Origin of the sequence: Crocinitomix catalasitica ATCC 23190 (genome assembly GCF_000621625.1) — a bacterium.
Lineage (GTDB): Bacteria > Bacteroidota > Bacteroidia > Flavobacteriales_D > Crocinitomicaceae > Crocinitomix > Crocinitomix catalasitica.
Window position 1 is genome coordinate 139,986 of record NZ_JHXV01000006.1, and the last position, 14,566, is coordinate 154,551.

15 protein-coding genes are annotated in these 14,566 nt (G+C 33.7%); 12 read left to right on the top strand and 3 right to left on the bottom strand.

Translation table 11 applies throughout. The annotated features are described in order from the left end of the window. Nucleotide 1: 1 nt before the first annotated feature. The 3 genes from T367_RS0104550 to T367_RS0104560 form a co-directional block, all read right to left on the bottom strand. Entirely contained in the window at nucleotides 2-814 is an 813-nt protein-coding gene (locus T367_RS0104550; RefSeq protein ID WP_027418786.1) for a hypothetical protein, read from the bottom strand. 106 nt (nucleotides 815-920) lie between these two features. Further along, nucleotides 921-1,301 carry an RNA-binding S4 domain-containing protein gene (locus T367_RS0104555; protein ID WP_035842475.1) on the bottom strand — a complete coding sequence of 127 codons (381 nt, stop codon included), beginning with the start codon at nucleotides 1,299-1,301 and terminating at the stop codon, nucleotides 921-923. 5 nt (nucleotides 1,302-1,306) lie between these two features. Then, nucleotides 1,307-1,663, bottom strand: a complete 357-nt coding sequence (locus T367_RS0104560) for an MmcQ/YjbR family DNA-binding protein (RefSeq protein WP_027418788.1) — start codon at nucleotides 1,661-1,663, stop codon at nucleotides 1,307-1,309. Between the two features lie 123 nt (nucleotides 1,664-1,786). Here T367_RS0104560 and T367_RS0104565 point away from each other — a divergent pair, with 123 nt between their 5' ends. From T367_RS0104565 to T367_RS0104625, 12 genes are all read left to right on the top strand, one after another. Next, the gene (locus T367_RS0104565) at nucleotides 1,787-2,716 is read left to right on the top strand and encodes a PfkB family carbohydrate kinase (protein WP_027418789.1); all 930 of its coding nucleotides are present in this window, start codon (nucleotides 1,787-1,789) and stop codon (nucleotides 2,714-2,716) included. 31 nt (nucleotides 2,717-2,747) lie between these two features. Further along, a complete protein-coding gene (locus T367_RS0104570; RefSeq protein ID WP_027418790.1) occupies nucleotides 2,748-4,460 on the top strand; it encodes a DUF349 domain-containing protein in 1,713 nt (570 codons plus the stop codon). After that, nucleotides 4,453-5,148 carry a hypothetical protein gene (locus tag T367_RS0104575; RefSeq protein ID WP_027418791.1) on the top strand — a complete coding sequence of 232 codons (696 nt, stop codon included), beginning with the start codon at nucleotides 4,453-4,455 and terminating at the stop codon, nucleotides 5,146-5,148. Before T367_RS0104570 ends, T367_RS0104575 begins: the two co-directional genes overlap by 8 nt. Next, nucleotides 5,145-6,893 carry a hypothetical protein gene (locus T367_RS0104580; RefSeq protein WP_157454124.1) on the top strand — a complete coding sequence of 583 codons (1,749 nt, stop codon included), beginning with the start codon at nucleotides 5,145-5,147 and terminating at the stop codon, nucleotides 6,891-6,893. Before T367_RS0104575 ends, T367_RS0104580 begins: the two co-directional genes overlap by 4 nt. Nucleotides 6,894-6,931: 38 nt before the next feature. Beyond that, nucleotides 6,932-7,702 carry a glycosyltransferase family 2 protein gene (locus tag T367_RS0104585; RefSeq protein WP_027418793.1) on the top strand — a complete coding sequence of 257 codons (771 nt, stop codon included), beginning with the start codon at nucleotides 6,932-6,934 and terminating at the stop codon, nucleotides 7,700-7,702. Continuing rightward, complete coding sequence (locus tag T367_RS21370; RefSeq protein ID WP_051568344.1) at nucleotides 7,692-8,708, top strand: glycosyltransferase family 9 protein; 1,017 nt, start codon at nucleotides 7,692-7,694, stop codon at nucleotides 8,706-8,708. The genes T367_RS0104585 and T367_RS21370 overlap by 11 nt, the downstream gene beginning before the upstream one ends. A gap of 201 nt (nucleotides 8,709-8,909) precedes the next feature. Further along, on the top strand, nucleotides 8,910-9,716 hold the full coding sequence (locus tag T367_RS0104595; RefSeq protein WP_027418794.1) for a DUF3108 domain-containing protein: 807 nt from the start codon (nucleotides 8,910-8,912) through the stop codon (nucleotides 9,714-9,716). A gap of 162 nt (nucleotides 9,717-9,878) precedes the next feature. Continuing rightward, nucleotides 9,879-10,901 (top strand): tryptophan 2,3-dioxygenase family protein, encoded by a 1,023-nt coding sequence (locus tag T367_RS0104600; protein ID WP_035842535.1) that lies wholly within the window; start codon nucleotides 9,879-9,881, stop codon nucleotides 10,899-10,901. A gap of 16 nt (nucleotides 10,902-10,917) precedes the next feature. Further along, a complete protein-coding gene (locus T367_RS0104605) occupies nucleotides 10,918-11,823 on the top strand; it encodes a mechanosensitive ion channel family protein (protein ID WP_027418796.1) in 906 nt (301 codons plus the stop codon). Then, entirely contained in the window at nucleotides 11,820-13,214 is a 1,395-nt protein-coding gene (locus T367_RS0104610) for an alpha/beta hydrolase family protein (RefSeq protein ID WP_027418797.1), read from the top strand. Before T367_RS0104605 ends, T367_RS0104610 begins: the two co-directional genes overlap by 4 nt. Before the next feature lie 381 nt (nucleotides 13,215-13,595). Next, the gene (locus T367_RS0104620; protein ID WP_084274308.1) at nucleotides 13,596-14,021 is read left to right on the top strand and encodes a T9SS type A sorting domain-containing protein; all 426 of its coding nucleotides are present in this window, start codon (nucleotides 13,596-13,598) and stop codon (nucleotides 14,019-14,021) included. Nucleotides 14,022-14,067: 46 nt separating this feature from the next. Next, nucleotides 14,068-14,553 carry a GyrI-like domain-containing protein gene (locus T367_RS0104625; RefSeq protein ID WP_027418800.1) on the top strand — a complete coding sequence of 162 codons (486 nt, stop codon included), beginning with the start codon at nucleotides 14,068-14,070 and terminating at the stop codon, nucleotides 14,551-14,553. The last annotated feature ends 13 nt before the right edge of the window (nucleotides 14,554-14,566 follow it).

The following is a 14,566-nucleotide window of genomic DNA, read 5'->3' on the forward strand; positions in this document are numbered from 1 at the left end:
TTTATATCCTTAAACTAATACCAATAGATATCTGAGCAGGAGAATGTGGACTTAAACGGGTTTGGATAGAACCTGCATCATATACTGTATTTAAGAAATTTTTGAAAAGTTCAGTCGACAAATTACTATTACTAAATCCAGGACCTCCAGTAGCTCCAAAGGTCGAGCTCATCGTTAACGCACCGGCAATAAAAAAGAAGACCCGCTTTTTACCGATTCTAATTTTCCCACCCAATTGTCCGCCATAAAGATTAATTGGTTTGTGCGCTTCAAATCCACCTTCTTTATAAGTTACATCAATGGAATTGTAGAAAAGCTTAGCCGAAAAACCGATCGAAAATATTCTTCTTTCGTAGCCAATATCATACATAATATGCCCGGACAAATAATTATTAGTATTGTATTGATCGGGAATAGTGGTTTCGTATGCTGATGTTCCTAAACCAAAACCTGCAAACACTGCGGATACCCAAAAAGAAGTTGGCTTCGACCAATATCTGCCCAATGCAAATTCAGCACCACTATGTTTATATTCGTTTCCACCTGAAATGTCTAATTCTTTAAATACTAAATTACTAATATCGTAATATGGCGAAAGATTTCGGTATGAAACATTAACATTCGCAATGGCGGCATACTTATCAGTAAAGCTATATCCAGTATTCAAATAAAGTGAGTTAGTACTGATGCCTAAATCTGAATTCAATTCTTTCGCTTCACGGAACAACGGAATTTGAGGCGCTGGAGGAATATATACTCCCGCACAATTGGCAAACAACAATCCTAAAAAGAAAGAATAAAAAATATGTTTCATGCGTCAAAAATAAAGCATAGTCGCAGATTGTGATTATTGAATTAAGCAAATCCTTTAAGAATATGCGAAGATTGCAAATAATGCCTTGCGTTATGAAAAAGGCAATTTAATCGTCGTAGCCTCTTTTTAAGAATTGTTCTAACCTTCTGCGTTCTTTTGTTGTTGGTTTACCCATTCCATTATCTCTATAAGAAGATTGGCTGAGCATGTACAATTTATATTTTTCAAGCTCTTCAGGCGCAGTGATATCGACAATATAATTTTCAACCAATTTCGCGCCTACTCTTTTTTCTAACAATTCTATTACTTTATATTTAAAAGCAGCACCACTTTTACGAACTGTAACAATATCGCCCACTTTAACTGTTTTAGAAGACTTAACAGCTTCATCATTTACCAATATTTTATTCGTTTTACATTGATTAGCAGCTAAACTCCTTGTTTTAAAAAGCCTAACAGCCCATATAAATTTATCTATTCTTGCCATAATTATTATCCTAGCTCCTTCAATTCAGCTTGTAATTTTTTAGTTAAACTTTTCACTATTAAATTGTACGAATCATCAATCCATTCATATATTTCATCATCCGTTGCGTCTTCATTTACTGTAATGGTATTCCAGTGCTTTTTGGACATGTGATAACCTGGAACAACGGCATGATATCTATCTCTGAGATCAATTGCTTTTTCAGGGTCACATTTAAGGTTAATGCTATTAAATTCTTGAACGTTAGTCAAAGCAAACATTTTGTTCATCACTTTAAAAACTAAAGTGTTATGATCAAACGGAAACCCTTCTGAAACACCTTTTTTAGCGAGGCAATACTCCCTATAATCTTCAATATTCATAAAAATAATTAACGTTCAATTTTAAGTTAAAGTTAAGAATTTTAAAAAGTGTAAAACCATTGACTTTAAATATCCTAGCTTTTGAACCGTAAAACCGTATATTTGCAACCTAAAATAAATGAAATGAGTTTAATTACAGTAGGGAGTGTCGCGTTTGACGCAATTGAAACACCATTCGGAAAAACTGATAAAATTATCGGTGGTGCCGGTACATATATTGCTTTATCTTCTTCTTATTTTGCTAAGGAGCAAAAATTAGTTTCTGTTGTGGGGGATGACTTTCCATCAGCAACTTTAGAAGATCTTAAAGCAAGAGGAATAGATATTGAAGGAATTCAAATTAAAAAAGGTGAAAAAACATTCTTCTGGTCAGGTAAATATCATAATGATATGAATACTAGAGATACTTTGGTAACTGAACTGAATGTATTGGGTGAGTTTGACCCAGTTATTCCAGCTTCATACCAAGGTGCTGAATTCTTAATGTTAGGTAATCTTGCGCCATCTGTACAAAAGCAAGTGATTGAGCGTTTAGATAAACGTCCTAAATTAATTGCAATGGATACCATGAATTTTTGGATGGATATCGCATGGGATGATTTGATGGAAACGATTAAAATGGTTGACGTTTTAATCATTAATGATGAAGAAGCAAGACAATTGTCCAAAGAATATTCGTTAGCAGTAGCTGCGAAGAAAATAATGGCAATGGGTCCACGTTATGTTATTATTAAAAAAGGAGAGCATGGTGCTTTATTGTTTAATAATGATAACAACGTATTTTTTGCTCCTGCTTTACCGTTAGAATCTGTTTTTGATCCTACTGGAGCTGGTGATACATTCGCTGGTGGATTTATAGGTTATTTGGCAAAAACTAACGATATTACATTTGAAAACATGAAGCGTGCAGTTATAACTGGATCGGCCATGGCATCTTTTTGCGTTGAAAAATTCGGAACTGAACGTATTGAAAATCTAAGCGAGAACGACATTAATAAAAGAATAATGGAGTTTGTAAACTTAGCCCAATTCGAAATTGAGATTAACAATTAAGTCTATTAAAGTATTCCAATAAATTAGGAAAATGAAAGCTGAAATTCTATCAAAAATTAAAATCCTTTCTGAACAAGAAACGGTATCTGCCTCTGTAAATGAATTTAATGATTTAGTAACAGAATTCTATAAAATTCAAGACGAAGAAGAGCGTCAATGGGAAATCGCGAAAGCAATACGAATTGATGCAGGTGAGAAGCACGAATCGATTGAGAAACCAATCTACTCACTTTTAAATGAATTTAAATTGTACAGCAATTTATTCAAAGAGAAGAAAAAAGTTGAATATACGGCAAAGAAAGATGCTGAAAAGGTCAATTTAGGGAAGAAAAGGGCTTTAATCGCTGCGTTTACTGATTTGGTGCAAAACGAGGAGAATATTGGCAAAGCTATTGGAAGATACAAAGACATTCAGGATAGTTGGAAGACAATAGGTCCAATACCACGGGATAAAAGACAAGAAGTTCAGCAAGAATTTTCACAATTGATAGATACGTTTCAGTACAATATCAATATCTATAAAGAAATTAAAGACCACGATTTATCACGTAACTTCAAATTAAAACAAGAGGTTATTGAGAAATTGAAAGGACTTTTAGAATTGTCTAAAATTAAAGACATCGAAAGTAAATTACATGCTTATCAAGATGACTGGAATAATATTGGTGGAACGAATCAGGAAGATTGGGACAAAATCAAAGATGAATATTGGGCAACAGTAAATAAAGTTTATGAAAAAATTCATGCTTTTTATGATGCCAAAAGAGCAGAGCAAGGCGAAAATATTGTAAAGAAAAAAGCGTTAATCGATCAAGCGAAGGAGATAAATGCACAGGAGATCAATGATCATGGTGGGTTTAAAAAAGCTACTGATGCCTTATTGGCTTTACAAGAAAGTTGGAAAAAGATTGGATATGGCCCTCGTCAGGAGAATGAGGAAGTTTGGGAAGAATTTAGAGGTGTCTGTAATGCCTTTTTCGATAAAAAACAATCATATTATGATACTCGAAACGCAGCTTTCGAAGAAATTAAAGCGAAAAAGGAAGCTTTAATCCAAAAAGCTATTGAAATGAAAGTTTCAACGGATTGGAAAGGAACTTCTCAAAAAATCATTGCATTACAAAAGGAATGGAAAGAAATAGGTTCTGCTGGTCCTAAGTTTGAAAATCAATTGTGGAAAAAATTCCGTGAACCAATTGATGCTTTCTTCAACGCTAAGGATAAGCATTTCGAATCGCTAGATGCTGAAGGAAAAGAAAATTTGGCACTTAAAGAGGCGTTAATCGCAAGAATAGAAGCTTACGAAGTAAGTAATAATCCAAGTGAAACGATTGCTGAATTAAAAGCGTTCTCAAAAGAATTCGCTGAAATTGGTAATGTACCTTATAAAGTTAAAGATGCTATTTATAAATCATACAAAACTGCTTTAGATAGTAAGTATGATAGTGTTAAAATGGATAAGAAGGACAAGTCTAAAATGATGTTCCAAGCTAAACTAGATACAATGTCTGGTAGCGCTAATAAAGAAGAGCTTTTAGATCGTGAACGTAATTCATTACGTAAGCAAATAGATGGATTAAAATCAGAATTGAATCAGTTGGAAAACAATATTAGTTTTTTCTCTGGTGCTGATGAATCTAACCCGCTATTAAAAAATGTTCGCCTTAATATTGATCAAACAAAAGATAAAATTGAAGGGTTAAAAACTCAATTATCTTTATTACGTAAAACTGAAAATGAATAAATCTATAAATATATTCTCTGCAATTGTAGTAGTCATTTATTGCTTCATTGCAATGAGTATTATTTACGATTTATCTTTCTCTAGTTATAGCTTTAAAGCAATGCCGTATCAAAAAGAAGTTTGTTCGGCATTGACTTTTATATTATTGATTCTTGGTGTACTTCGTGCTAAAAGAAGATGGCAAGGCTTGAAGGATATTGTCAAGTTTAAACAATTTAAATTTGTTATTCCCGTCGCTAAATCACGCATGAATCTAGGTCGCATATTCACAATGGTTGAGATTGTTTTTATGGGAGGATTTATCTACGTATTATACAATTTGTCGCAACTTAATGCTGAATTGACAATACCAATGATTGTTGTTGTGAGTATATTAATGGCCGAATCAATTTTCTTTTTAGCTCGAATGATTAAAGCAGGTAACGGTTTTAACATTGGAGTTGATAAAAAATTAGTCGCTTATTTTGACCGTGAGATTTATATCTTTTACTTTTCAGGTTTGAGAAGAGTTGAGCTCCACCAAGATTTAATTAACTTTCAATATAAAGGTGAATTAAATCTCTTTTTGCCTTTAGATGCTATCGAAAAACAGGACCTAATTCCATTTCGTAATAATTTGATTAAAAGCATTGAATCGAACAGCGACAAGAATATTTATATTGACAGCGATTTTAGAAGTTTAGAATGATGTTGAGTAGAATCCAAATTAAAGTCCCAATAACTATTGTATTAGGACTTTTTCTGGTGCTACTTATCTCTAAAGATTTTAATAATCCGAATCAACGATCAATAACTGGTGATGCTGAAGCTTATTACTCTTATTTACCTGCAATAATAATCTATCACGATCTTGACTACAACTTCCTAAGCGAGGTTAATAAAAAGTATTACGCTGACAATACCAAAGACTTCTTAATAGATTTTCAAGGTGAAAAAGTAAATAAGACTTTCCCTGGGATTGCATTGCTCTATTTACCGTTCTTCCTCATCGCCCATGTCCTTACTTTCCTTTTTGGAGCAGAAATGGATGGTTATAGTTCCATCTATCAAGTTTGCTTTACCATTGGGCATTTTGTTTATTTATTGCTGGGGCTAATGGCGATGCAAAAGGTCTTACTTCAATTGAGTTTTTCAAAACAAATCACCAATTGGGTTTTGCTAATCATTGTATTGGGGACAAACATGTTTTTTTACGTGGTTTTTGATCAATCGGTAACACATATTCATAATTTTTTCTTGATCAATTACTGTCTCATGAATATTCTAAAATACCGAGAATCAGGGGCGCTTAAATTTATATATACTGCCTTGTTTACATTGGCTTTAATAGGTATTACAAGACCAACTAATGTTTTAGTTATTGGACTGATCGTTTTCTTCATTCCAACAGTTAGTTTCTATCGAGAATTGCTTCAAAGACTATTTCAATTGAAACCATTCATAATGGTCGTTTTATCAACCGTTCCATTGTTCTTAATTCCTTTTATTTTATGGAAACTACAAACTGGTCATTGGGTGGTTTATTCTTATGGTGACGAAGGTTTTGATTTCAAACATCCAGAGATTTTTAATTTCTTATTTTCCTATTTTAAAGGGTGGTGGTTGTATACACCTTTAGCACTAATAATTCTTTTGTTAGGATTTGGGATTTTGTGGAAACAGAACAAACAACAATTTGTTATAGGCATAACATTGTTCGCTGTTTTGGTATATGTTTTTAGTAGTTGGTGGTGCTGGTATTATGGCGCAGGAATGAGTCAAAGAGTGATGATTGATTATACAATTGTCCTTGCTTATTTGTTGGGATTGATTTTAATGAAAGCACAACAATTGGGTAAAAGAAGTTGGCCCCTTTATCTTGTTGTTACTTTACTTGTCTTTTTAAATGTTTTTCAAGCAGTTCAGATAAAAACAGGAATCATACAATTTGGGTCAGCGACTAAAGCGCAATACTGGGATAATTTTTTATCATTGAAGAAAGTTGCGAAAATTTATCCACCATCACATTGGACGACATTGAATTATAAGCAACTGAACTTGCAAGATCGCGAATCGATTATAAAAGGTCATGTTTACGGTGATGCCATAAGGGTGGCTGCGTACGAATCATATTCTGCTACTTGCCAAGTGAATTTCAATGGTGTTATAGAAGGGAGCAAACTCCTGATTCGTTTTTCTGCTAAAGCTTCAACTGATGTCGAACTTACGAGAATGGTAGTCTTTCTGGGGAATACTGAACCTGCTTTGGCGCGAACTTTGTTTTTGTCGGATTATACGATAAAGGGTGAATGGGTAACGATGGAATTCTTAGTCCAGGATTTTGAATCATTCGATGATGCTATACAATTTTATTTCTGGAATGGTGATTCAAATGAAGGTGTAGAAATTAAAGATATCGAAGTCAAACAATATTATTCGGATGAATACTTTTAAATTCTATTAATTTTGAAAGGCTAATGCTATAAGAAAACATGTCGACGCTAAAAAAAATATCAGCGGTTATTATAACCTATAATGAAGAGAAGAACATTGAAACCTGTCTTAAATCGTTGGTAGGAATCGTCGATGAAATTGTTGTAGTTGATAGTTTCTCGACAGATAAGACGGAGAGTATTTGTTTAAAGTACGGCGCTCGTTTTATTCCACATAAATTTGATGGTCATATTGAACAGAAGAATTGGGCAAGAGAACAAGCCACTTGTGATATCGTATTGTCACTAGATGCGGATGAAGCATTGGATGAGACCTTGCAAAAATCGATTTTGTCGTTGAAAGTTGATTGGCAATTTGAAGGTTATAAAATGAATCGTCTGACCAATTATTGTGGCAAATGGATTCGCCACACGGGCTGGTATCCTGATGTTAAATTGAGACTTTGGCAAAAAGGAAAAGGACATTGGACAGGTGAAAATCCACATGACGAATTTGTATTGTTCGACAAAAACGCCAATATTGGACATTTAAAAGGTGATATCTTACATTATAGTTATCATCATCCAGATGATCACGATAAACAGATCGAATATTTTACAAATATTGCTGCGAAAACGCATGTAGAAAAAGGGAAATCAACCTTCTTTATGCAAAGGTATCTCAGTGCAATTCTAAAATTTATCAAGTGCTATTTTATAAAATTAGGATTCTTAGATGGCAAAGAAGGGTGGATAATTAGTGTTAAATCTAGTTATGCAGCTTACCTTAAGTATAAAAAAATAAATGCATTAAAAAAGCATGCAAAATAAGTTAGATAAAATAGTTATAAGTCGAACAGACAGTATTGGAGATGTTATTTTAACCTTGCCTATAGCTGGGATCTTAAAACAAAAGTATCCCGATGCAAAAATTATTTTCTTTGGCAATACTTATACACAACCAATTATTACCTCTTCAGTTCATGTTGATGAAATTTGGGAATGGGCAGAATTTGTCAAAAAAGACCAGAAAACACAGTTAAAGTGGCTGAAATCACAAAATATTGATGCTTTTATACATATTTTTCCACGAAAGGAATTAGCAAGACTTGTCAAAAAGGCTGGGATTAAAATAAGAATAGGAACATCTCATCGCCTCTATCATTTAACAACGTGTAATTACCGACCGAATTTTACCAGAAAAAACTCTGAATTGCACGAAGCGCAATTAAATACAAAGCTATTAAGTCCATTGGGGATTGGGGGCAATTATAGTTTAGCTGAATTAAATCATTTCGTTGGTTTTGAAAATATTCCAACGCTTAAAGATAATTTCAAGGCACTTCTTGATCCAACAAAAATAAATTTGATCCTTCATTCCAAATCACAAGGAAGTGCAATTGAATGGGGTGTTGAAAATTTCATAAAACTTGCAATAGAGCTTGATCCTGAAAAGGTAAATATCTTTTTTACAGGCACAGAAAAGGAATCTGAATATTTTAGATCTTTACTTCCTATTCAAGAGAATATTCATGATGTATCAGGTCAAATGGATCTATTCGACTTAATCGCTTTCATTGCAAATGCTGATGCAATAGTTGCTGCAAGTACTGGTCCATTGCATATTGGAGGAATTTTAGGTATTCGAACAATTGGCCTTTTTGCGAACTTAAAACCAATGCACGCTGGTAGATGGCAACCGCTTGGAAATGATGTGGTTATTATGGAAGATGAAAAAAAATCAGAAAAGACCCAACCTTTACTTATTAATCACCGTTCTATTATAAAAGGGGTTTATGCTACTGCCCTAAAAAGAAATAAGCCTGGAACGCGCTAAACGAACCAGACTTATAACTTTGAAATGAAAAAAACTACTTACTCTGTCCTTAAATGTAAGTATATTTCGCGGTTAAAACAAATTTTATTTTAAAATACTTGATGAAAATTATTAATTCGTCAAGTATTTGCCGTTTTATACAGGTTTTTAGCACTTTGGCATTGAATTTGATTTTAGACTATCAAACCAATAAAGTGAATTATGAAAAAATTAGCATTCACACTTATCGCAATTTTAGCTATCAACGTTGGCATGACGAGCCAAAATTTTGATTCAAGTGGTATTAAAGAAGATTTTAGAAATGCCAGAAACTCAGCTTTTAAGCCGGGTGAAAAACTCGTATATAGATTAAGTTATGGGATTTTTGATGCTGGTGAAGCTGTGCTTACAGTTAATCAATCTGAAAAAATTGTAAATGGTCGAAAATTATGGCAGGTTAAAGGCGTAGGTAAAACAATCTCAGCTTTTGAGTGGTTCTATAAAGTAAACGATCGTTACGAGTCTTATATTGATGCTGAAGGTGTATTCCCGTGGTTATTCGTTAGACGTGTAAATGAAGGTGGTCATATTATCAATCAAGATTATACTTTTTTCCAACATCAGAATAAAGTAGATAACGGAGAAGGGAAAAAATTCGAAGTGCCAGACCTTGTTCAGGATATGATATCTAGCTTTTATTATGCACGAACTTTAGATTATAAAAATGCTAAACTTGGCGATACATTCTCAGTTGACATCTTTTTAGATGACGAACTTTATCCTACTCAAATAAAATTTTTAGGTAAAGAAGTGATTAAAACAAGAACGGGTAAGTACCGTTGTTTAAAATTTGCGCCGGTCGTGCAAGAAGGACGCGTTTTTAACAGTGAGGATGATTTAACCATTTGGATTACTGATGATGGAAATAAAATTCCGATTATGGCCAAAGCCAATCTAAAAGTAGGTTCTATGAAAATGCATTTAGTTGATTGGGATGGATTAGCAAATCCAATGGCTAAAGTTGATTAAGCAGTTGTTATAAATATTTTGATTTAACATAAAGCCCTATACAAGAAATTGTGTTGGGCTTTTCTTTTGGCTGATTTAGTGATCGATTATGAGTTAAATGATAATTGTCAACTTTAATGGTGAAGTTTTATTTAAATTTACGATACTATAAAAATGAAGGCAATGGAATTATCAGATAATACATTAGAAAAAATAAAGGTTTTAAAAGCCAAATATGCCTCAATTGGGCAAGATTTAGATGCTTATTTGGATGGTCTTATCTATGCAAACCCATTAACATATTGGGACTATATAGAGGTTGATGCCTTGTTGAGTTTGCAAAAGCCTAAAACTGATTTTCCTGATGAGAAAATATTCATTGTTTACCATCAAATTACTGAACTATATTTTTCGTTAATTTCTCATGAAATTGAACAAATATGTAAGAATGGTAAGAATATTAGTGAAAATGGAGAAGATTTAGGTTGGTTTGATGAACTTTCGCCTAAATTCTTTATTGAACGATTAAAAAGAGTGAATAAATATTTCGAAGCATTAACGCATTCTTTCGACATCATGCGTTTCGGAATGGAAAAAGAACAATTCACTAAATTCAGAATGTCTTTATTGTCTGCAAGTGGATTCCAAGCAGCAAGTTACCGTTATATTGAAATTGCTTGTACAGATTTAAAGTATTTGGTACATGAAACCAAAAGAGACGAATTATTAAATGGTGATATCCATGAGCAATTAGATAATATATATTGGCGTCGCGGCGCTATAGTTGAAGGAACAGGTGAAAAAACATTAACATTAGTTGATTTTGAAAACAAGTATTTGGAAAAATTCCACGAATTTGCTGACGAATATCAACCAATGAATATTTGGAAGAAGTTTAAAAACTTAAGTGAGGAAGATCAAAAGAATCCGGACATTATTAAAGAGCTAAGGGAGTTAGATGTGAATGTTAATATTAATTGGCCGCTTATTCATTTCAGAACGGCAGCAAGATATCTAGCGCAAGCTGGCGGTGAATCAAAAGGAACGGGTGGAACGAATTGGCAAAACTATCTACCTCCAAGATTCCAAAGACGTGTATTCTATCCAGAATTATGGTCTGAGCAAGAAATAAATGAATGGGGAAAATTATGGGTAGAGGAAGTTTTCGCCGATCATTTAAAAACAGAAAAAAAATTACCTAAATAATTTGTAAATTCAGTCCATGAATTTCAAATCTATTGATGCCGTATTGGATAAGGTGTATGGATGGCTCGATCATTTAATTGTGATGCTTCCCAATTTCATCCTTTCTATTATCATTCTTATTGTTTTCTTTTTTGCGGCTAAAATTATTCGTAGGGTATTTATCAAAGTGCTAAACCGGACTTATAAGAATCCGGAAATGACTAATTTATTGAGTCGAATAGTTTTTGTAGTTGTTATGATTGGTGGTGCTATGTTGGCGCTTTCTGTTCTGCAATTAGAAAAAACAGTTACTTCTATCCTTGCTGGGGCCGGAATTATTGGTTTAGCTTTAGGATTCGCTTTTCAAGATTTAGCAGCAAATTTTGTTTCTGGTTTTGCAATGGCAGCCAAAAGGCCTTTTGAAATTGGAGATGTAATTGAGGTAAATGATATTGTAGGTACAGTGCTATCCATGAATCTGCGCAGTACTGAAATTATGTCCTTTGACGGAAATCAAATCATCATCCCCAATCGAATTTTATTTGAAAATCCTTTAACGAATTATTACCGCACTAAAACTAGGCGAATAGATTTATCAATAGGTGTGTCGTATGGCGAGAATTTAGATGATGTAGAGAGAATTACAAAAGATGCAATATTAGGAATCAATAATTTGTTAAAGACCAATGATGTTAACATCCTCTTTAAAGGTTTTGGTGATAGTTCAATTGATTTAGAGGTTCAATATTGGGTTCCTTACGAAACATATTTCGAATATTTACAAGGTATAAGTGATGGCGTAAAAGCTGTTAAAAAAGCTTATGATTCGAATGGTATTACAATCCCTTTCCCAATTCGAACATTAGATTTTGGGATTAAAGGCGGACAAAATATTGGTGATGCGTTGACAAATAACGGCACTACAAAAAACATTAAATCATGAAAAAACTCAATTTATTAATCTGTTTTCTCTTCTTTATTAATACACTTGGAGCGCAAAGCATAATTGGAGATTGGCATGGACTAATTAATGCCAACGGTATTAGTCTTAAAATTGTTTTGCATGTGCGAGAAGCAGATAATGGTTATGCGGTTTTAATGGATAGCCCCGATCAGCAAGTGAGTGGAATTCCTGTTGATGAATTTACCTTTGTTGACAATAAGTTAAATTGGCATATTAATTCAGGGAACTTTTCTTATTCAGGTGAATTATTAGACAATGAATACATACAAGGTAAGTATAAACAAAATGCCATGTCGGATTCGCTCAATTTTATGCGAGGTCTGCCAAAAATAGAACAAATAAAACGACCACAGAATCCGGTTCCTCCGTTCAATTACACAAGCGAAGAGGTTACTTTTCTTAATGAAGTGGATGGGGTAACACTTGCAGGAACCTTAACCTTACCGAATAAGAAAAAGAATTATCCTATTGTTATTTTAATAAGTGGGAGTGGACCGCAAGACAGAAATGAAACAGCTTTAGGGCATCAACCGTTTTTAGTGTTATCTGATTACTTGACGAATAACGGCATTGGTGTATTGAGGTTTGATGATAGAGGGGTAGGCAAATCTACCGGCGTACATATAACTTCAACTTCTTTCGATTTTGCAAACGATGTAAGCGCAGCCGTAGACTATATTAAAAAAAGAAAAGACTTAAAACAAAGTTCTATTGGTTTGATTGGACACAGTGAGGGAGGATTAATTGCACCAATCGTAGCGAATAACAATAAAGTGGTTGATTTTATTGTGATGCTCGCCGGTCCAGGTGTGCCATGTGACGAATTATTACTGAAGCAACAAGAATTAGTAAGCAAGAGTATGGGGTTAGACGATGCTTACATCGAAGATATCATTCGTGTTAATAAAGGAGCATTTGATATTATAAAAGCCTCGGAGAATAGACCTGATGCCGAAATAAAATTGCGCGCCTATTTAGGGGCGGCTATAGATGAAAATCCAGCGTTGCGCTTACCTCCTGATCAAGATAAAAACGATGTTATAAACGGTCAAATTAATCAGTTGAACACCATTTGGATGCGGTATTTCCTAAAACATGAACCAGCAAAATACCTCGAACATTTAAAATGTCCAGTTTTAGCATTAAATGGAAGTAAAGACCTTCAAGTTTCACCTGAAGAAAATCTTGCGGCTATAAATGAAGCGCTAAAAAAAGCAGGCAATACTGATTATCGAGTTGAAGAGATAGAAGGTTTAAATCATCTTTTTCAAACAGCAGAGACAGGAGCGGTGTCAGAATATCAAACAATAGACGAAACATTTTCACCTGAAGCAATGGCCATAATTTCGAAGTGGATTTTAAAATTGTAGTAGTGCTTTACAAAAATCTGTTGAAAACAGCTTATCGAACATCTTTGTCAAATTGTCGATTTATCGTTAATTTATCGTTTCCAACTAAATTTTTTAATATGGGCGATTTGGGACCTTTTTTAGCGAAATTATTCAGTGAAAAAAGCAATTTTTTGACGTGAAATCCCATAAAAAAACAGAATTCTATTCGATTGATATTTTGATACTTATTCGTTTTATCTCAGTTTAAACACCTACTAGTCTTGCGAATAAGTATTTTTTGACGAACAGTACAAATAGCTTTGTTTTTTGATGTTAATCCTAAATTAAATTTGTCGAAAATATCCCTATCATGGTCGAAATAAACAACCTTATGTTGAAAACTTTCGTTTACTTAGCAGCATGATATTAACCCAAAACATATCGACTACAATTTTTGCACTAATGATTTCTGCTATAGTTTTTGGTGGAGGAGAGAAAATTGAATCAGATTTTTATCCTATTTACCCAGAGCGTAGCATGGAATATGTGAAAATAGGTAATGACTGCCTGTCGAAGGTCAACGAATCTCGCTTAAATAATATTTTAAAAGCTAAGCATTCGAATCCAATTCCGGAAAGCACAGCTAGCCCAGATGTTAAAAAGATTGTGATTTCAGGAATGGACAAAACTGATGTTAATCTTTTAGTTGTATTTGATGCCGATGGTAATCAAATCAGTGTGCCGAAAATGGAATCCCAAAATATTGGGTTAGACATTTCCGACTTAAAAAGTGGTGTATATTACATCATGATTAACGATCACGTTGTTCGTTTCGAAAAACTTTAAATGTGCAACCAATTCATTTAAATTCATTTGCTAAATTCGTTGGCAAATGAATTTACTTCGAATTGTATCATTACCCAAAAAACTCCTTGTCGGACAGCAACTTGAAATGTCCATCTCGGCAAATAGAACCTTCGAATTATGGAGTAGTTTTATGCCAATTCAAAAAGAATTATCCAATAAGGTAGATCAAAACTTCTATTCCATTCAGGTCTACCCACATCAACCCGATTTCAGTCAGTTTAATCCCAATGCAATCTTCACAAAGTGGGCTGCTGTTGAGGTAACAGATTTTGCAAATATTCCTGACAACCTTAAACCTTTCACTTTACAAGGGGGGTTATATGCCGTTTTTCTCCATAAAGGGGATGTAAAAGCCTTCATGAAAAACATACAAAGTATTTTCGGGGAATGGCTTCCAAATGCTGAATATCAATTGGACCATCGTCCACATTTTGAACTGTTAGGGGAGAAGTATAAAAACAACGATCCCAACTCGGAAGAAGAAATCTGGATTCCCATTCGACCAAAATGAACCAATTGGCATT

Coding starts and splice junctions, on each gene's coding strand:
- T367_RS0104550 (WP_027418786.1), bottom strand. CDS start 814: ATGAAACATATTTTTTATTCTTTCTTTTTAGGATTGTTGTTTGCCAAT.
- T367_RS0104555 (WP_035842475.1), bottom strand. CDS start 1,301: ATGGCAAGAATAGATAAATTTATATGGGCTGTTAGGCTTTTTAAAACA.
- T367_RS0104560 (WP_027418788.1), bottom strand. CDS start 1,663: ATGAATATTGAAGATTATAGGGAGTATTGCCTCGCTAAAAAAGGTGTT.
- T367_RS0104565 (WP_027418789.1), top strand. CDS start 1,787: ATGAGTTTAATTACAGTAGGGAGTGTCGCGTTTGACGCAATTGAAACA.
- T367_RS0104570 (WP_027418790.1), top strand. CDS start 2,748: ATGAAAGCTGAAATTCTATCAAAAATTAAAATCCTTTCTGAACAAGAA.
- T367_RS0104575 (WP_027418791.1), top strand. CDS start 4,453: ATGAATAAATCTATAAATATATTCTCTGCAATTGTAGTAGTCATTTAT.
- T367_RS0104580 (WP_157454124.1), top strand. CDS start 5,145: ATGATGTTGAGTAGAATCCAAATTAAAGTCCCAATAACTATTGTATTA.
- T367_RS0104585 (WP_027418793.1), top strand. CDS start 6,932: ATGTCGACGCTAAAAAAAATATCAGCGGTTATTATAACCTATAATGAA.
- T367_RS21370 (WP_051568344.1), top strand. CDS start 7,692: ATGCAAAATAAGTTAGATAAAATAGTTATAAGTCGAACAGACAGTATT.
- T367_RS0104595 (WP_027418794.1), top strand. CDS start 8,910: ATGAAAAAATTAGCATTCACACTTATCGCAATTTTAGCTATCAACGTT.
- T367_RS0104600 (WP_035842535.1), top strand. CDS start 9,879: ATGGAATTATCAGATAATACATTAGAAAAAATAAAGGTTTTAAAAGCC.
- T367_RS0104605 (WP_027418796.1), top strand. CDS start 10,918: ATGAATTTCAAATCTATTGATGCCGTATTGGATAAGGTGTATGGATGG.
- T367_RS0104610 (WP_027418797.1), top strand. CDS start 11,820: ATGAAAAAACTCAATTTATTAATCTGTTTTCTCTTCTTTATTAATACA.
- T367_RS0104620 (WP_084274308.1), top strand. CDS start 13,596: ATGATATTAACCCAAAACATATCGACTACAATTTTTGCACTAATGATT.
- T367_RS0104625 (WP_027418800.1), top strand. CDS start 14,068: ATGAATTTACTTCGAATTGTATCATTACCCAAAAAACTCCTTGTCGGA.